Source organism: Pseudomonas alcaligenes (assembly GCF_014490745.1).
GTDB classification, from domain to species: domain Bacteria; phylum Pseudomonadota; class Gammaproteobacteria; order Pseudomonadales; family Pseudomonadaceae; genus Aquipseudomonas; species Aquipseudomonas alcaligenes_C.
This window is the reverse complement of record NZ_LZEU01000001.1, coordinates 4,311,071-4,327,956: the sequence shown is the minus strand read 5'-3', so window position 1 is coordinate 4,327,956 and position 16,886 is coordinate 4,311,071. Positions and strand designations below refer to the sequence as shown.

14 protein-coding genes are annotated in these 16,886 nt (G+C 67.0%); 5 read left to right on the top strand and 9 right to left on the bottom strand.

What is annotated here, in order from left to right; all coding sequences use genetic code 11:
• Positions 1 to 44: 44 nt before the first annotated feature.
• The 8 genes from A9179_RS19880 to A9179_RS19845 all read right to left on the bottom strand — a co-directional run bounded on the left by A9179_RS19880 (position 45) and on the right by A9179_RS19845 (position 9,942).
• Positions 45 to 1,967, bottom strand: coding sequence for a PrkA family serine protein kinase (locus A9179_RS19880; RefSeq protein ID WP_187807924.1), 1,923 nt, complete (start codon positions 1,965 to 1,967; stop codon positions 45 to 47).
• A 278-nt stretch (positions 1,968 to 2,245) separates the two neighbouring features.
• Positions 2,246 to 2,575 carry a thiosulfate sulfurtransferase GlpE gene (glpE, locus tag A9179_RS19875; protein WP_187807923.1) on the bottom strand — a complete coding sequence of 110 codons (330 nt, stop codon included), beginning with the start codon at positions 2,573 to 2,575 and terminating at the stop codon, positions 2,246 to 2,248.
• Positions 2,572 to 3,396 carry a symmetrical bis(5'-nucleosyl)-tetraphosphatase gene (locus tag A9179_RS19870; RefSeq protein WP_187807922.1) on the bottom strand — a complete coding sequence of 275 codons (825 nt, stop codon included), beginning with the start codon at positions 3,394 to 3,396 and terminating at the stop codon, positions 2,572 to 2,574. The genes glpE and A9179_RS19870 overlap by 4 nt, the downstream gene beginning before the upstream one ends.
• Positions 3,396 to 3,776: a Co2+/Mg2+ efflux protein ApaG gene (apaG, locus tag A9179_RS19865; RefSeq protein ID WP_187807921.1), complete on the bottom strand. Its 381-nt coding sequence runs from the start codon at positions 3,774 to 3,776 to the stop codon at positions 3,396 to 3,398. The genes A9179_RS19870 and apaG overlap by 1 nt, the downstream gene beginning before the upstream one ends.
• Positions 3,777 to 3,806: 30 nt before the next feature.
• Entirely contained in the window at positions 3,807 to 4,619 is an 813-nt protein-coding gene (rsmA, locus tag A9179_RS19860) for a 16S rRNA (adenine(1518)-N(6)/adenine(1519)-N(6))-dimethyltransferase RsmA (RefSeq protein ID WP_187807920.1), read from the bottom strand.
• Positions 4,620 to 4,758: 139 nt separating this feature from the next.
• Positions 4,759 to 5,754, bottom strand: a complete 996-nt coding sequence (gene pdxA, locus A9179_RS19855) for a 4-hydroxythreonine-4-phosphate dehydrogenase PdxA (RefSeq protein WP_187807919.1) — start codon at positions 5,752 to 5,754, stop codon at positions 4,759 to 4,761.
• A 116-nt stretch (positions 5,755 to 5,870) separates the two neighbouring features.
• A complete protein-coding gene (locus tag A9179_RS19850; protein ID WP_187807918.1) occupies positions 5,871 to 7,163 on the bottom strand; it encodes a peptidylprolyl isomerase in 1,293 nt (430 codons plus the stop codon).
• Positions 7,144 to 9,942 (bottom strand): LPS-assembly protein LptD, encoded by a 2,799-nt coding sequence (locus A9179_RS19845; RefSeq protein WP_187807917.1) that lies wholly within the window; start codon positions 9,940 to 9,942, stop codon positions 7,144 to 7,146. Before A9179_RS19845 ends, A9179_RS19850 begins: the two co-directional genes overlap by 20 nt.
• A gap of 127 nt (positions 9,943 to 10,069) precedes the next feature.
• Between A9179_RS19845 and A9179_RS19840 the strand changes: the two genes are divergently transcribed.
• Genes A9179_RS19840 through djlA form a run of 3 tightly spaced genes read left to right on the top strand, consistent with a single transcriptional unit; the run spans position 10,070 to position 12,532 of the window.
• Positions 10,070 to 11,095 carry an aminoglycoside phosphotransferase family protein gene (locus A9179_RS19840; protein ID WP_187807916.1) on the top strand — a complete coding sequence of 342 codons (1,026 nt, stop codon included), beginning with the start codon at positions 10,070 to 10,072 and terminating at the stop codon, positions 11,093 to 11,095.
• Complete coding sequence (gene murU, locus A9179_RS19835; RefSeq protein ID WP_187807915.1) at positions 11,092 to 11,763, top strand: N-acetylmuramate alpha-1-phosphate uridylyltransferase MurU; 672 nt, start codon at positions 11,092 to 11,094, stop codon at positions 11,761 to 11,763. Before A9179_RS19840 ends, murU begins: the two co-directional genes overlap by 4 nt.
• A 1-nt stretch (position 11,764) precedes the next feature.
• Entirely contained in the window at positions 11,765 to 12,532 is a 768-nt protein-coding gene (djlA, locus tag A9179_RS19830) for a co-chaperone DjlA (RefSeq protein ID WP_187807914.1), read from the top strand.
• A gap of 12 nt (positions 12,533 to 12,544) precedes the next feature.
• Here the strand turns inward: djlA and A9179_RS19825 are convergent, their stop codons facing one another.
• The gene (locus A9179_RS19825) at positions 12,545 to 13,600 is read right to left on the bottom strand and encodes an alpha/beta hydrolase family protein (RefSeq protein WP_187807913.1); all 1,056 of its coding nucleotides are present in this window, start codon (positions 13,598 to 13,600) and stop codon (positions 12,545 to 12,547) included.
• A gap of 120 nt (positions 13,601 to 13,720) precedes the next feature.
• Here A9179_RS19825 and A9179_RS19820 point away from each other — a divergent pair, with 120 nt between their 5' ends.
• Both A9179_RS19820 and A9179_RS19815 read left to right on the top strand, forming a co-directional pair.
• A complete protein-coding gene (locus A9179_RS19820; RefSeq protein WP_187807912.1) occupies positions 13,721 to 16,114 on the top strand; it encodes a PAS domain-containing sensor histidine kinase in 2,394 nt (797 codons plus the stop codon).
• Entirely contained in the window at positions 16,111 to 16,740 is a 630-nt protein-coding gene (locus A9179_RS19815) for a response regulator (protein WP_187807911.1), read from the top strand. Before A9179_RS19820 ends, A9179_RS19815 begins: the two co-directional genes overlap by 4 nt.
• Positions 16,741 to 16,886: the final 146 nt, after the last annotated feature.

Sequence of the window (16,886 nt, the reverse complement as noted above, 5' to 3'; positions counted from 1 at the left end):
CGCATGGCGGCCGGCGCCGCTTGGGGCGGCGCGCCGGCGACGGGTTACTGCGACTTGCGAACCCGCAGATACCACTCGGACAGCAGGCGTACCTGCTTCTCGGTGTAGCCACGCTCGACCATTCGGGTGACGAAGTCGTTGTGCTTCTGTTGATCCTCCTTGCTCGCCTTGGCGTTGAAGCTGATGACCGGCAGCAGATCCTCGGTGTTGGAGAACATCTTCTTCTCGATCACCACGCGCAGCTTCTCGTAGCTGAGCCAGGTCGGGTTCTTGCCGTTGTTGTTGGCGCGGGCGCGCAGCACGAAGTTGACGATCTCGTTGCGGAAGTCCTTCGGGTTGCTGATGCCGGCCGGTTTCTCGATCTTCTCCAATTCCTCGTTGAGGGCCACGCGGTTGAGGATCTCGCCGGTTTCCGGGTCGCGGTATTCCTGATCCTGGATCCAGAAGTCGGCGTACAGCACGTAGCGGTCGAAGATGTTCTGCCCGTACTCGCTGTAGGACTCCAGGTAGGCGGTCTGGATTTCCTTGCCGATGAACTCGATGTAGCGCGGCGCCAGGTATTCCTTGATGAAGCGCAGGTAGCGTTCGCGCACCTCGGCGGGGAATTGTTCCTGCTCGATCTGCTGTTCCAGCACATAGAGCAGGTGCACCGGGTTGGCGGCGATCTCGTGCGGGTCGAAGTTGAACACCTTGGACAGGATCTTGAAGGCGAAGCGGGTCGACAGGCCGGTCATGCCTTCATCCACCCCGGCGGTGTCGCGGTACTCCTGGATCGACTTGGCCTTGGGGTCGGTGTCCTTGAGGTTCTCGCCGTCGTAGACGCGCATCTTCGAGTAGATGTTGGAGTTTTCCGGCTCTTTCAGGCGGCTGAGCACGGAGAACTGGGCGAGCATCTTCAGGGTGTCCGGCGCGCAGTGGGCGTGGGCCAGGGAACTGTTGATCAGTAGCTTGTCGTAGATCTTCACTTCGTCGGTGACGCGCAGGCAGTACGGCACCTTGACGATGTAGATGCGGTCGATGAACGCCTCGTTGTTCTTGTTGTTGCGGAAGCTGTGCCATTCCGACTCGTTGGAGTGGGCCAGCAGGATGCCGCTGTAGGGAATTGCGCCGAGGCCTTCGGTGCTGTTGTAGTTGCCTTCCTGGGTGGCGGTGAGCAAGGGGTGCAGTACCTTGATCGGCGCCTTGAACATCTCGACGAACTCCATCAGACCCTGGTTGGCCCGGCACAGGGCGCCCGAGTAGCTGTAGGCGTCGGCGTCGTTCTGCGGGAATTCCTCGAGCTTGCGGATATCCACCTTGCCGACCAGGGCGGAGATGTCCTGGTTGTTCTCGTCGCCCGGCTCGGTCTTGGCCACGGCGATCTGGTTGAGGATCGAGGGGTACAGCTTGACCACGCGGAACTGGCTGATGTCACCGCCGAACTCGGCCAGGCGCTTGGTGGCCCAGGGCGACATGATGCTGTTCAGGTAGCGCCGCGGGATGCCGAAGTCTTCCTCGAGGATGGCGCCATCCTCGGTGGCGTTGAACAGGCCGAGCGGCGATTCGAACACCGGCGAACCCTTGATCGCGTAGAAGGGCACCTTCTCCATCAGCTGCTTGAGCTTCTCGGCCAGCGAGGACTTGCCGCCGCCGACCGGGCCGAGCAGGTAGAGGATCTGCTTCTTCTCTTCCAGGCCCTGGGCCGCATGGCGGAAGTAGGCAACGATCTGGTCGATGCACTCTTCCATGCCATGGAAGTCGGCGAAGGCCGGGTAGCGGCGGATCACCTTGTTGGAGAAGATCCGCGACAACCGCGAGTTGCTCGAGGTATCGATCAGCTCCGGCTCGCCGATGGCCATCAGCAGGCGTTCCGCTGCCGTGGCATAGGCGCTGCGATCGGCTTTGCACAGGTCGAGATATTCCTGCAGGGAATACTCTTCCTGGCGAGTCGCCTCGAAGCGTTGCTGGAAGTGGCTGAATATACTCATGACTGCACCTCGCTCGCTTGCATGGAGCCGGCGCGGGTCATTCGGGCGGGTGCGCGGGGAGACGACTGTTCAGCCGTTGGGAATCCCCCAGAACACCTCAAAAACGCTACCGATGGCCCGGAACCGGTGTGCCGGCTCTCCCTTTTGGATGGCCTCGTCTTAAGAGTAGTTCGGATTCGGCAGCGTCAAGCGTGAAGCAAGGGTGACAAGGTGTTGCCGTTCGTCGGTAACTGCCCTGCAGCTGGCGTGGGGCGCGGCTTCGCGCCCTGTGTAAAAAATTATTCGGCGCTGCCCTGGGCGACTTCGTCCGGGTACTGGCTGCGCCACAGCTCGAAGCCGCCATCCAGGCTGTAGACCTCGGCGAAGCCCTGGTGGGCCAGGTAGGCGGCGGCGTTCTGGCTGGAGTTGCCGTGGTAGCAGGTGACGATCAGCGGCTGGTCGAAGTCGGCCTTGGCGATGAAGTCGGGCAGCGAGTGGTTGTCCAGGTGCTGCGAGCCGCTGATATGGCCATTGGCAAAGCTCTGCGGATCGCGGATGTCGACCACCACGGCGCCCTGTTCACGCAGGGCCTGGGCCTGCTGCGGGGGGATGCGTTTGAACTCGCTCATGCGGGAATCTCCTTGCAGTCGCAGCGGAACCTTTCGCCGCTGTCGATATTCATCAGGGTCAGGGCGCCGCCCCATACGCAGCCACTGTCGAGTGCGGACAGGCCCGGCTCGTCGCAGTTACCCTCCAGCGCGGCCCAGTGGCCGAAGATGATCTTGCGCCCGCGCGCCTTGCGCTGCGGGTAGCTGAACCAGGGGGCGTAGCCGGGCGGGGCGGTGTCGATGCCTTCCTTGCTCTTCAGGTCGAGGGTGCCGTCGGCCGTGCAGAAGCGCATGCGGGTGAAGTAGTTGGTGATCACCCGCAGGCGGGTGATGCCATGCAGGCTCTTGTCCCACTTGGCCGGCTCGTTGCCGTACATGCCGTCGAGGAACAGCGGCAGGCGGGCGTCGTCGCGCAGGGCCTCCTCGACTTCCGCCGCGCGCCTGAGGGCTTTTTCCACCGTCCACTGCGGGGCGATGCCGGCATGCACCAGGCTGAGGTCGCGCTGCTCGTCGTAGTGCATCAGCTTCTGCTGGCGCAGCCAGTCGAGCAGTTCGGCGCGATCCGGCGCGTCGAGGATTTCCTGCAGGGTATCGTTCTTCTTCAGGCGTTCGATGTTGTGGGCCACGGCCAGCAGGTGCAGGTCATGGTTGCCCAGCACGCAGACCAGGGCGTCGCGCATGGCATAGAGAAAGCGCAGGGTTTCCAGCGACTCGGGGCCACGGTTGACCAGGTCGCCGACCAGCCACAGGCGATCGCGGGCCGGGTCGAAGGCCACTTCCGCGAGCAGGCACTTGAGCGGTTGCAGGCAGCCTTGCAGGTCGCCGACGGCGTAGGTGGCCATCAGTGCAGGGCTCCCGGCACGGCCAGGCGGAACGGGGCGATGGGAGCGTCGAAGCGGGTGCCGTCGTCGGCGACCATCTGATAGCTGCCGTGCATGCTGCCGACCAGCGTGGCCATGACCGTGCCGCTGCTGTAGGTGTGGCTCTGCCCGGGCTCGAGGTGCGGCTGCTGGCCGACCACTCCGGCGCCACGTACTTCCTGCACGCGGCCGTCGCCGTCGGTGATGATCCAGTGGCGGCTGAGCAGCTTGGCCGCCACCGCGCCACTGTTGTGGATGGTCACGGTGTAGGCGAAGGCATAGCGCTTCTGCTCCGGATTGGACTGCTCCGGCAGATGGCGGGTGGTGACGCTGACGTCAACCTGGTAGCGCTGATCGGACATGCGAAAAACTCGGCAAGCTGGAAAGGCAGTTTAGTCCTGCGGCGCGCGTTCGGTGCGCAGGGCCAGCTGGTCGGCCAGACGGACGAAGGCCGCCAGGTCGAGCTGTTCCGGACGCAGGCCGCCATCCACACCGGCCGCCTCGATGGCTTCGCCGGGGAGCAGCTGCTTGAGCGTGTTGCGCAGGGTCTTGCGGCGCTGGTTGAAGGCTTCGCGCACCACCCGCTCAAGCAGGCGGTGATCCTTGGCCGGGTGCGGCAGCACCTCGTGCGGCACCAGGCGCACGATGGCCGAGTCGACCTTGGGCGGCGGGTTGAACGCGCCGGGGCCGACGTTGAACAGATGCTCCACGCGGCAGTGGTACTGCACCATGATCGACAAGCGGCCCCAGTCGCCGCCGCCCGGCTCGGCGGCCAGGCGCTCGACCACTTCCTTCTGCAGCATGAAGTGCATGTCGCGGATCAGCGGGGCGTTGTCCAGCAGGTGGAAGATCAGCGGGGTGGAGATGTTGTACGGCAGGTTGCCGACCACCCGCAGGCTGCGCGGCGCGGCTTCGAGGCGGGCAAAGTCGAACTTGAGGGCGTCGCCCTGGTTCAGGCGGAAGTTGTCCAGGTGGCCGAACTTGCCCTGCAGGATGGGGATCAGGTCGAGATCCAGCTCGATCAGGTCAAGTTGCGCGCCGCTGCCCAGCAGGCCCTCGGTGAGGGCGCCCTGGCCCGGGCCGATTTCCAGCAGGCGCTCGCCTTCTTTGGCGTGGATGGCGCGCAGGATGCGGTGGATCACCCCGGCGTCATGCAGGAAGTTCTGGCCGAAGCGCTTGCGCGCGCGGTGTTGGTATTCGGACATCGGAACAGCTCCAAGCTTCAAGCCACAAGCTTAAAGCGCAATACGAAAGAGGCGCAGTTTAGCAGCGAACCGGCCAGGCTCTAAGCGCCGATTCGGCTGCGGTGGCGGGCGAGCCGCCTGCATCGCAGCACTGCCGGCTCTAGGCCTGGCGCGCGCTGGCCATCTGGTAGGCGGTTTCCAGGGCTACCTGCAGGCTGCCGCAGTCGATCTTGCCGCTGCCGGCCAGGTCGAGGGCGGTGCCGTGGTCGACCGAGGTGCGGATGATCGGCAGGCCCAGGGTGACGTTGACCGCCGCGCCGAAACCCTTGTACTTGAGCACCGGCAGACCCTGGTCGTGGTACATGGCCAGCACCGCGTCGCAGTGCTCGAGGTGCTTGGGGGTGAAGAGGGTGTCGGCCGGCAGCGGGCCGATCAGGTTCAGGCCCTCGCTACGCAGCTGTTCCAGGGTTGGCTCGATTACCTCGATTTCCTCGCGGCCCAGGTGGCCGCCTTCGCCGGCATGCGGGTTGAGGCCGCAGACCAGGATGCGCGGTTGGGCGATGCCGAACTTCTCCACCAGATCGGCATGCAGAATGCGGGTGACCCGCGTCAGACGCTCGGCGGTGATGGCGGCGGCGACATCCTTGAGCGGCAGGTGGGTGGTGACCAGGGCCACGCGCAGGCCACGGGTGGCCAGCATCATCACCACCTGCTCGGTGGCGGTCAGTTCGGCGAGGAACTCGGTATGCCCGGAGAAGGCAATGCCGGCCTCGTTGATCACGCCCTTGTGCACCGGGGCGGTGATCATCCCGGCGAAGCTGCCGTCGATGCAGCCCTGGCCAGCGCGGGTCAGGGTCTCCAGCACGTAGGCGGCATTGGCCTTGTCCAGTTGCCCGGCTTGCACCGGGGCGGCCAGCGCGGTGTCCCAGACATACAGGCTGCCGGCCGGGGCGGGTGCGTTTGGCCAGGTGCCGGGGCCGACTTCGATCAGGTCGATGCTCAGTTTCAGCTGGGCGGCGCGCTCGGCCAGCAGGGCGCGGCTGGCAATCGCCACCAGGGCTGCCGGCTGGGCCTCGCGGGCCAGCAGCAGGCACAGGTCAGGGCCGATACCGGCGGGCTCGCCGGGGGTCAGGGCAAACAGGCGGGATGCGGTCATGGCGGCCTCGTGGTGCAACAGTCTGGATAACCACTCTAGGCCTTGTGGCCGCGGTGGCGAAAAAAAGCCCGGCGCTGCGTGGGCATGCCGGGCTCGGGTGTGGCGCGATCAGCCGATCAGAGCTTGATCTCGACGTAGGCTTCGTCGCGGATCTGGCGCAGCCAGCTCTGCAGCTCTTCGTCGTACTTGCGGTTGCGCAGCAGGTTCATCGCCTGTTGCTCGCGCATCTGCTCGCTGCTGTCGGTGGCACGACGACCGATGACTTCCAGGACGTGCCAGCCGTAAGGGCTCTTGAACGGCTTGGACAGCTCGCCGGTGGCGGTGTTGGCCATGACTTCGCGGAATTCCGGCACCAGCGACTCGGGGTCGATCCAGTTGAGGTCGCCGCCGTTGAGCGCCGAGCCCGGATCCTCGGAGTAGTTCTTCGCCAGCTCGGCGAAGTCTTCGCCGGCGGTGATGCGTTCGTACAGGCGCTCGACCAGGCGGCGGGTTTCCGCTTCGCTGCGGATTTCGCTGGGCTTGATCAGGATGTGGCGCACGTGCACTTCATCGCGTACCGCGTTGCTGCCGCCACGCTTCTCCAGCAGCTTGAGGATGATGAAGCCGCCCGGGGTGCGTACCGGTTCGGTGACTTCACCGACGCTCAGGGCGCCGATCATGGTGTCGAACGGTGGCGGCAGCTGGGCGGCTTTGCGCCAGCCGATCTCGCCGCCTTCCAGGGCGGTTTCGCTGGCCGAGCTGGAAATGGCCAGCTGGGCGAAGTCGGCGCCGTTGCGCAGCTGGCTGTAGACCTCGCTGACGCGCTTGCCGGCAGTCTGGATGACTTCCGGCGAGGCACCTTCCGGCACCGGGATCAGGATGTTGGCCAGGCGGTACTCTTCCGACAGCTGCATCTTGCCCAGGTCGGAGGCGAGGAAGTTCTGCACTTCCTGCTCGGTGACCTGGATGCGCTCGGCCACGCGGCGCTGACGCACGCGGCTGATGACCATCTCGCGGCGGATCTGGTCGCGGGCGTCGTCATAGGACAGGCCGTCGCGGGCCAGGGCGGCACGGAACTGATCCAGGGTCAGGCGGTTGCGCTGGGCGATGCTGGCCATGGCCTGGTTGAGTTCTTCGTCGGTGATGCGGATGCCGGAGCGGTCGCCGATCTGCAGCTGCAGGTTCTCGACGATCAGGCGTTCCAGCACCTGCTGCTGCAGCACATCCAGCGGCGGCGCTTCGGCGCCGCGCTTGGCGATGGTCTGCTCGACTTCGCGCACGCGCTGGTCGAGCTGGCTCTGCATGATCACGTCGTTATCGACAATGGCCACCACCCGGTTGAGGGACTGCAGGTCGGCCTGGGCCACGCTACTCAGGAAAACTGCGCCCAACAGCAGGGGGCGCAGGCAATCAGAAAGCTTGTTCTTCACGTTCGCTATAACCTTGAATGCCTTGGTCGAGGAAGCCGCCTACCTTGCTGCCCATTACGTTGCCGAGGCCCTTGAGGACGATCTGCAGGAAGATACCGCGGTCGGAGTCTTCGTTGGTGTTGGGGTTGAGGCTGGTCTCGTCGTAGTCGACCCAGTAACGGTTGATCAGGCGCAGTTTCCAGCAGCAGCTGTCGTACTCGAAACCACCGAAGGCCTCTAGGGTGCGGCTGCGGTTGTAGTCGTACTGCCAGCGGGCGATGGCGCTCCACTGCGGGATGACCGGCCAGATGACCGAGAAGTCGTGCTGGTCGATCTTGTAGTAGTCCTTGATGTAGCCCGGGGTGCCCGGCGTACCGAAGTCGCCGCCGCCGACCACCCAGTTACCGGTGGACTGGTCGTAGCGCACGGTGTCGTTGCGGTAGCGGTAACCGGCGTTGACCACCTTGTTCGGGTTGTCTTCCGGCTGGTAGTGGAACATCACGCTACCCGAGCGGGTGCTGTGGCTGTCCGGATCCCAGTTGAAGTCCGAATTCAGGCGCCAGTCGCGGTTGAAGCGGTACTGGTATCCCATTGCGTAGGGCGACACGTTGGCCTGGGCGTCGGCGCGGCCTTTGTAGTCGATACCTGGCAGCTGCACCTTGCGGTCGGCGAAGTAGAGCGCCTGGCCGAGGCTGAAGCGCTGACGCTCGAAGCCGTTCTGTTCGATCCAGCGGCTGGTGGCGCCCAGCGACAGCTTGTTCTCGTCGCCGATGCGATCCTTGCCGGTGAAGCGGTTTTCGCGGAACAGCGAGGCGTAGTTGAAGGTGGTCTCGCTGGTGTCGAACACCGGGATGTCGGTCTGGTCTTCCTCCGGGACATAGAGGTAGAACAGGCGCGGTTCCAGGGTCTGGCGGTAGCTGGTGCCGAACAGCTGGGTGTTGCGGTCGAAGTACAGGCCGCTATCCAGGCTGAACAGACCTACACCGCGGCTCTGGCTGCTGCTGTAGTCCTGTTCGGCGAGCAGGGTGTTCTTGCCTTGCTGGTCGAGATCGAGGTCGTACTCGGTCTGCATGTACTTGACGGTCGGCTTGACGAAGCCCCAGCTGTTGGAGAGCGGCAGGCTGACGCTTGGCTCGACATGGATGCGGTCACCATTGGCGCGGGCCAGACCCTTGATGCGGTTGTCGTACCAGGACTCCAGGTTGCCGTCTTCATCGCTGAAGTAGCCGCTGCGCAGGTCGCGGTCGAAGCGCACGAGCTCGGTGCCGTAGGCGAAGTTCAGGCCGCCCGGCTGGAAGGGCAGAACGCCATCCAGGGTCAGCTGCGGCAGACGGTCGTATGGAGTGATGTCGGTGACCGTGGCCATTTCATAGGCATGCGCGTTGAGGCGGGCGGTGTAGCTGTCGCCACGCCAGGTCAGGGTGCCGCGCTGGTTCACGTAGCTGGGTGTGTCGATGCCCAGGTCGGTGTTGAGATCCTGGAAGTAGTACGGGTCGCTGATGTCGGTGTAATCGACCTCGGCCAGCAGGCGCGAGTCCAGGCCGGTCTTGTTCTGCCAGTTGACCAGCCAGCGCTGGTCTTCGTACTCGGACTGCAGCTTGCGCTCGTCTTCCTGGTCGTCCAGGTAGGCGGCGCCGACCTGGCCTTCGCTGCTTTTGGTCAGGTAGCGGAACTCGCCTTCCATCAGCAGACCGCGATTGGTCATCAGGGTCGGATAGAGGGTGGCGTCGTAGTTCGGCGCGAGGTTGAAGTAGTACGGGGTCTGCAGATAGACGCCGGTGTCGCCGCCGCTGCCGAAGCTCGGCGCGAGGAAGCCGGACTGGCGACGGTCGTCGATCGGGAAATAGATATACGGGGTGTAGAACACCGGAATGTCTTTCACCCGCAGGGTCACGTTGGTCGCGGTGCCGAAGCCGGTAGCCGGGTTCAGCTTGACGTTGTTGCCCTTCAAGTGCCAGGCGTTGCTGCCCGGCTCGCAACGGGTGAAGGTGCCGTCCTTGAGGCGGATGATGGCGCTTTCTTCGCGCTTGGCGTACAGCGCGCTGCCGCGCACGTGGCCCTTGTGGATCACGTACTCGGCGTTCTCGATCTTGGCTTCGCCGTTGTCCAGCTGGATCTCGGCGCGGTCGCCGACCACCAGGGCGCCGTTGTCGCGCAGCTTGACGTTGCCGACCAGCTCGCCGCGGTTCTCGGTCTGGTGCAGGCTGGCCTCGTCGGCCTCGATCTGCATGCTCGACTGGCGCAGTACCACGTCACCGGCGAGGGTGGCGGTCTGTTTTTCCTGCTCGTAGCGCGACACCTTGGCCGAGACGAACAGCGGCGCTTCGTTCATCGGCGTGTCGTCGCTCATGCCCGGACGCAGCGGCTCGACGTAGGAGCCGGCGCAGTAGGGGCCGACTTCCGCCAGCTGGGCACTGGTGAGTTTCTCGCGCGGTACCCAGTCGAGGTGACTGTAGTCGGCGCTGCGGCTGCTCAGGCCTTTGCCTTCGCTCTCGGTCACCAGCACGGCGGTGCTCTGACCGGACTCGGCCTCGGCGCTACCGCCGGCCTGCGCCGTGGTTGCGGCAGCTGCGCTGGTGCCGGCGATCGAGCTGACGGCCGAGTCGCTGTGCTGCGGGCGTGGCAGCTGGCTGGCGGTATTGTTCTGCGGCGCACAGGCCCAACCACCGGAGGCGGAGGCCTGGCAGTCGAACTGCTCGGCAGCCACGACGAAAGAACAGCTGAGGGGTTGCAGGGCCAGCAGGCCGCCAGTCACCAGCAACGGGAATTTTTTACGGAACACGGGGAGTTTTACTGCCATCTTGTTAGTCCGGGCTTCCTGCGCGCCTTCGACCCGCGGGGGCCGCACGCCTCTCGATGGGCGAAAAAAGATGCTGGATAATAAAGCATGACCCGCGCAACGGCTAGCGCCGTCGGAGACCCTTGCAATGCCTGATCAAGATGTCCGCCTCCAGCTTCTGCAGAGCTGGCTGGAAGAGTGTTTGCCCCCGTTGTTCGCCGCCCGCCAGTGGGGTGAAGTGCGTTGCGAGCGCTTTACCGCCGCCAGCAGTGACGCCAGTTTCCGCCGTTACTTCCGCTGGGAAGGCAACGGCCGCAGTCTGATCCTGATGGACGCGCCGCCCCCCCAGGAAGACTGCCGCCCCTTCGTCAAGGTGGCCGGCCTGCTCGCCGAGGCGGGCGTGCATGTGCCGCAGATTCTCGCCGCCGATCTCGAGCGCGGCTTCCTGGTGCTCGACGACCTGGGCCGCCAGACCTGGCTGGAGGTGCTCGATGCGGACAACGCCGATGCCCTGTTCGAGCAGGCGCTGCAGGCGCTGATCGCCCTGCAGCAGGTGCCGCTCGCCGGCCAGCTGCCGGCCTATGACGATGCCCTGCTGCGCCGCGAGCTGCAGCTGTTCCCCGACTGGTACCTGCAGCGCCACCTGGGTGTCGAGCTGGATGCCGCCCAGCAGGCGCTGTGGCAGCAGGTCTGCGATCTGCTGGTCAGCAGCGCCCTGGCCCAGCCGCGGGTGCTGGTGCACCGCGACTACATGCCGCGCAACCTGATGCTCAGCAACCCCAACCCCGGCGTGCTGGATTTCCAGGATGCGGTGTACGGCCCGGTCAGCTATGACGTCACCAGCCTGTTCAAGGATGCCTTCCTCAGCTGGCCGGAGGAGCGCGTGCATGGCTGGCTGCAGCGTTACTGGCAGCTGGCGCAGGAAGCGGGCATCGAACTGCCGGACAGCTTCGCCGAGTTCCACCGCGCCAGTGACCTGATGGGGCTGCAGCGCCACCTCAAGGTGATCGGCATCTTCGCCCGTATCTGCCACCGCGACGGCAAGCCCAAATACCTGGGCGATGTGCCGCGGTTCTTCTCTTATATAGAAGCGGTGCTGGCGCGCCGCCCCGAACTGGCCGCGCTCGGCGAGCTGCTGGCCAGCCTGCCGCAACACCAGGCGCAACCGGCATGAAGGCAATGATCCTCGCCGCGGGCAAGGGGGAGCGCCTGCGCCCGCTGACCCTGCACACACCCAAGCCGCTGGTGCGCGCCGGCGGCGTGCCGCTGATCGAGTTCCATGTGCGCGCCCTGGCCGCCGCCGGCTTCAGCGAGCTGGTGATCAACCACGCCTGGCTCGGCCAGCAGATCGAGGATTACCTCGGCGATGGTGCACGTTACGGTCTGTGCATCCGCTATTCGGCCGAGGGCGAGCCGCTGGAAACCGGCGGCGGCATCAGCAGGGCGCTGCCGCTGCTGGGGAACGAACCCTTCCTGGTGGTCAATGGCGATATCTGGTGCGACTACGACTTCGCCGCCCTGCGCCGCCCGCTTGCCGGCCTGGCTCATCTGGTGCTGGTGGACAACCCCGGCCATCACCAGGGCGGCGACTTCCAGCTGCGCGACGGCCAGGTCAGCGATGCCATCGCCGGCCAGCCGAGCCTGACCTACAGCGGTATCGCCGTGCTGCATCCGCAGCTGTTCGCCGGTTGCCCGGCGGGTGCCTTCAAGCTGGCGCCGCTGCTGCGCCAGGCGATGGCGGCGGGGCAGGTCAGCGGCGAGCGCTTCGCCGGACGCTGGGTGGATGTCGGTACCCACGAGCGCCTGGCCGAAGTCGAGCGGTTGCTGGTGGCGGAGGCCTGAGGTGCTCTGGCCTTCGACCCTGATCGGTGCCGCCGCGGGCTGGGCCCTGGCCAGCATCCCCGGCGCCCTGCTCGGTGCCCTGCTGGGCCAGTTGCTCGATCGCCAGCTGCGTTTGCAGTCCTGGGCGCAGCTGCGTGGCCTGCTGGTGCGCGCCCGCGAGATGGACGATGACGAGCTGCTGTTCATGCTTCTCGGCCGCCTGGCCAAGTGCGACGGGCGGGTGCTCGACAGCCATATCCGCATGGCGCGCAGCGAGATGCAGCGCCTCGGCCTGGACGAGGCGGCCACGCGCCGGGCGATGGATGCCTTCGCCCGCGGCAAGCTGGCCGAGATGGCGCTGCACGGGCCGCTGGCTGCGCTGCGCCGGCGCCCCGAGCGTGGCGAAGTGCTGCTGCGTACCTGCTGGCGCATGGCCTGGGCCGATGGCCGAGTGAGCCCGGCGGAGTATCAGTTGATCCAGGAATGGGGCCAGGCGCTGGGCTGGGCGCAGACAGCGCTGGACGGACTGGCCGACGAGTACGAGCCGGCCAAGCGCAGCCGCGAGCCATCGCCGGGCGACTACCAGGCGGCTTTGCGCCTGCTCGGGGTGCAGAGCGACAGCGAGCCGGCGGCGATCAAGCGCGCCTACCGTCGCCTGCTCAGCCGCCACCATCCGGACAAGCTGGCCGGCAGCGGCGCCAGTGCCGCGCAGCTGCGTACCGCCACGGAAAAGACCCGCGAGCTGCAGAGCGCCTACGAGCTGGTGCGCCAGCGCCGCGGCTTCCGCTGAGCGGAGCCGGGCTTATTCCTTTGCCGGCAGCTGCTTGTCCAGCCAGCCGCGCACGCGCCGGTAGAGCTGTTCCTGCTCGGCATCCTGATTGCCTGGCAGAGCCTTGAGCGCCAGCTGCAGGTAGCTCGGGTGGGCCAGGCGCTTGCTGGCCTGCAGGCGTTTGACCGCGGCGCTGCGATCGTCCGGCTGATCCTTGTAGAAGAAATCGCCGGTGGCCAGCTTGAGGCCGGGCAGCAGCTCTTCCAGCGGCGGGGCCGAACCCTCCGGCTGGTGGGCGGCGATGCTCAGCAGGTGCTCGAGGTTGGCCGGTTTCTGCTCGGCGAGAAAGCGCGCGGCCCAGTAGGCGCCATCGCCATGGCCGAGCAGCACCACGCGCTTGGCGCCCTGCTGGTCGGCGTAGTCGAGGCCGGCCTGCAGGCGGGCGAAGATGCGCACGCTGGGGTCGACCACTACGGGTACTGTGGCCGCTGTGTCGGTGGCGGGCGGGGTTGCTGCTGCGCCGCTGGCGTCAGTGCCGGCGGGCGTCTCGGCAGCTGGCTCGCTGGCCGGTTCGACCGGCGGCGCGGCGGGTGTCTCGGTGGAGGCGCTGACCGCCACAATCGGCCGCGGCAGCACGGCTTCCGGCATGGGTGGCGGAGCGCTGTCGGGCAGGCTCAGGCTCAGGGTGCTCCAGGCGCTGTCCGGCAGTTTCAGGCGCAGCGGGCCGATCACGCTGGGCCAGTCGGCGCTCTCGTTGGCACCGGGCACCAGGATGATCACACCGCGCGACTCAGCGGCGTTGGCCGGCTTCCACAAGGCCAGGAAGTGCTCGTCGCCGGCCTGCAGCTGTTGCTGCTCGCTGGCCGGCAGTTGCCGTTCCAGGCCGGCGGCGTCTTCGCTGCTGCGCTCGGGCAGCGGCTCGCGCGGGGCGGCGGCGGGCGTGGCGGGCTGGGCCGGAGCGGCAGCTTCGCCGCTGGCCGCAGCGCTGGCGGGTTTCTCTTCGCTGGCAGGCTCTTCGGCGTGCAGCATGGCGGTGCAGCTCAGGCCCAGGCAGAGGGCCAGAAGTGTCGGGCGCAGTAGTGGGGACATCTCAAGCGTTCGGGTGGCCGTTGGTGTTTGCAGCCTAAGCCCTGGGCGTGGGTTTGTCAGGCGCCGGATAGGCGGCCGGGTTAAGGTAGGGCCATCGAGGTGGTGCATGGGCGTGGGCGCATGATTCGAGTTCTTCTGTGGGGCTGCTTGCTGTTCGCTTCGGCCTGGCTGCAGGCGGCGCCGGCTGCCGAGCTGGCGCTGCCGGCGGAGCAGCGGGCCTGGCTCGCCGAGCATCCGCGGCTGCGGGTGGGCGTGGTACTGCAGGCGCCCCATGCGCAGTACGTGCGTCGCCAGCAGCAGCTGTCCGGCCTCAGTGTCGAGTTGATGGATCTGCTGGCGCGCAGCCTGCGGGTGGAACTGGTCTGGCACAGCTTCGCCGACCAGAAGGCGCTGGAGGCAGCGCTGCAGGCCGGGCGCATCGACCTGGCCCCGGGCCTCAGCCAGACGCCCGCCGGCCTGCGCCTGTGGCTGTTCTCCGATCCCTATCTGCGCGTGCCGCACCTGCTGGTCGGCGAGCGCCAGGGCACCGGTGCGGTGGAGCTGGAGCAGCTCGGCGCCGGCGATGCACTGGCAGTGCGCATGCCCAGCCCGATCGCCGATTACCTCAAGGGCAACTATTTCAACCTCAACCTGCGCGGCCAGGCTTCCGACCGCCAGGCCCTGCAGGCCCTGCTGGCGCAGGAAGTGCGCTATGCGGTGGTGGATCAGGCGCAGCTCAGCCGGCTGACCCAGGAGAGCGAGTTCGCCCGCCTGGCAGTGGTCGGCGATGTCGGCCTGCCGCAGCTGCTGCGCATCGGCACGCGGCGCGACTGGCCGCAGCTGGCCGCGGTGATCGACAGTGCCCTGCGCGAGCTGCCGGCGCAGCAGCTGGAGGGCCTGCAGCAGCGCTGGCTCAGTGCGCGCACCCCGGGCTGGGGCGAGTCGGCGCGCTTCTGGCGCAGCCTGGGTCTGCTGCTCGGCGCCCTGCTGTTGCTCTGCGCGGTACTGCTGGCGGTGCTGCGCCGCCAGCGCAGCGGCCTCGAACGCCTGCTGCTGGAGGCACGGCAGACCCTGGCCCGCCGCGAGGTGGCCGAGGAGGCGCTGCGCCTGGCGCAGTTCTCCATCGACCACAGCACGGTGGGCATTCTCTGGGTCAACTGGGACAGCCGGGTGCGCTACGCCAACCGCGCGGTGACGCAGATGCTCGGCTATGCCGATGGTGCCTTGGTCGAGCGGGCGCTGGAGGAGATCGAGCCGGGCCTGGGGATGGATCGCTGGCTGGGCCTGTGGCGGCGGGTGCGCGCTCAGGAGGAGGGCGCGCTGAGCTTCGAGAGCAACTGCCTGCGCGCCGACGGCAGCCTGCTGCCGGTGGACGTGTCGCTGAGCTTCCTGCGCTTTCGCGATGGCGAATACCTGGTGGCCTACCTCACCGATGTCACCGAGCGCCGCCGCGCCCATGCCGCCCTGGAGGAGAGCGAGGCGCGCCTCAAGGGCATCGCCGGCAACGTGCCGGGCCTGGTGTTCCGCCTGGAGCGCCCGCTGCCCGGCGCGCCGGTGGACTTCGCCTTTATCAGCGAGGGCGCCGAGCAGCTGGTGGGCTATCCGGCGGCGCAGATCATGGCGGCCGACTTCGGCATCCGCAGCCTGGTGCACCCGGAGGATCGCGCGGCCTACCACGCCACCCAGGATGCGGCCATCGCGGCGGCCAGCGACTGGCAGTGGCAGGGCCGCATCCTCACCCGCGACGGTCGCCAGCGCTGGGCCGACATCAAGGCCAGCGCCCGTCACCTGGGTGGCGACCATGTGGTGTGGGACGGCGTGGTCTGGGACATCAGCGAGAACAAGGCCATCGAGCTGGAGCTGGGCGAGTCGCGCGCCCAGCTGCGCGAGTTGTCGGCGCACCTGGAGAGCGTGCGGGAGGAGGAGAAGGCGCGCATCGCCCGCGAGGTGCACGACGAACTGGGCCAGGTGCTCACCGTGCTCAAGCTGGAGACCTCGATGTGCGAGCTGGCCTTCGCCGGCCTCGACCCGGCGCTGGGCGAGCGCCTGGAAAGCATGAAGAAACTGATCGCCAACCTGTTCCAGCTGGTGCGCGACGTGGCCACCGCGCTGCGCCCGCCGATCCTCGATGCCGGCATCGCCTCGGCCATCGAGTGGCAGGCGCGGCGTTTCGAGGCGCGCACGCAGATTCCCTGCCTGGTGCTGGTGCCCGAGCAGCTGCCGGCGCTGTCCGATGCCAAGGCCATCGGCCTGTTCCGCGTGCTGCAGGAGGCGTTGACCAACGTCATGCGGCATGCCCGCGCGCATACGGTGGAAGTGAGCCTGGCGGTGGAGGGCGGGCAGCTGTGCCTGACCATCAGCGACGATGGTCAGGGTTTCGCCCCGAGCGCGGTACGCGCACAATCCTTCGGCCTGGTCGGCATGCGCGAGCGCGTGCTGATGCTTGGCGGCAGTCTGCAGATCGACAGCCAGCCGGGGGAGGGCACCACGCTCAGCGTCAGGGTTGCAGTCGAGCAAGAGGTACTAGCGTCGTGATTCGCGTATTGGTCGCCGAAGACCACACCATCGTCCGCGAGGGCATCAAGCAGCTGATCGGCCTGGCCAAGGATCTCGCCGTGGCCGGCGAGGCCTGCAATGGCGAGCAGTTGCTCGAGACCCTGCGCCACACCCCCTGCGAGGTGGTGCTGCTGGATATCTCCATGCCCGGGGTCAACGGCCTGGAAGCGATTCCGCGGATCCGCGCGCTGCACCAGGCGCCGGCGATCCTGGTGCTGTCCATGCACGACGAGGCGCAGATGGCCGCCCGTGCCCTCAAGGCCGGCGCCGCCGGCTACGCGACCAAGGACAGCGACCCGGCGCTGCTGCTCACGGCGATCCGCAAGGTCGCCAGCGGCGGTCGCTACATCGATCCGGAGCTGGCCGACCGCATGGTCTTCGAGGTCGGCCTGACCGACTCGCGGCCGCCCCATGCGCTGCTCTCCGAGCGCGAGTTCTCGGTGTTCGAGCGCCTGGTGCAGGGCGAGGGGGTCAACGAGATCGCCCAGCAGCTGTCGGTCAGCAGCAAGACCATCAGCACCCACAAGGCGCGCCTGATGCAGAAGCTCAACCTGCACTCGGTGGCCGACCTGGTGCGCTACGCGGTGGAGCACAAGCTGCTCTAATGCCGGTGCAGCCTGTGCCAGCGTGACTCGCGGCAGCGGCCGACGGGGACGCTGTGCACGTCTCGATGCTTTCCATGTTTACTTGTCGGTCGTTTTGTGGCTGATTGGTCGCCTTTTTTCTTCGGCCGCTCTGCAACGGTGCTTGC

Bases quoted from the DNA above. Each gene is read 5' to 3' on its own strand.
- A9179_RS19825 (WP_187807913.1), bottom strand. From the start codon at position 13,600: ATGTCCCCACTACTGCGCCCGACACTTCTGGCCCTCTGCCTGGGCCTG.
- rsmA (WP_187807920.1), bottom strand. From the start codon at position 4,619: ATGTCCGAATACCAACACCGCGCGCGCAAGCGCTTCGGCCAGAACTTC.
- glpE (WP_187807923.1), bottom strand. From the start codon at position 2,575: ATGAGCGAGTTCAAACGCATCCCCCCGCAGCAGGCCCAGGCCCTGCGT.
- A9179_RS19845 (WP_187807917.1), bottom strand. From the start codon at position 9,942: ATGGCAGTAAAACTCCCCGTGTTCCGTAAAAAATTCCCGTTGCTGGTG.
- apaG (WP_187807921.1), bottom strand. From the start codon at position 3,776: ATGTCCGATCAGCGCTACCAGGTTGACGTCAGCGTCACCACCCGCCAT.
- A9179_RS19880 (WP_187807924.1), bottom strand. From the start codon at position 1,967: ATGAGTATATTCAGCCACTTCCAGCAACGCTTCGAGGCGACTCGCCAG.
- A9179_RS19820 (WP_187807912.1), top strand. From the start codon at position 13,721: ATGATTCGAGTTCTTCTGTGGGGCTGCTTGCTGTTCGCTTCGGCCTGG.
- murU (WP_187807915.1), top strand. From the start codon at position 11,092: ATGAAGGCAATGATCCTCGCCGCGGGCAAGGGGGAGCGCCTGCGCCCG.
- A9179_RS19840 (WP_187807916.1), top strand. From the start codon at position 10,070: ATGCCTGATCAAGATGTCCGCCTCCAGCTTCTGCAGAGCTGGCTGGAA.
- pdxA (WP_187807919.1), bottom strand. From the start codon at position 5,754: ATGACCGCATCCCGCCTGTTTGCCCTGACCCCCGGCGAGCCCGCCGGT.
- A9179_RS19870 (WP_187807922.1), bottom strand. From the start codon at position 3,396: ATGGCCACCTACGCCGTCGGCGACCTGCAAGGCTGCCTGCAACCGCTC.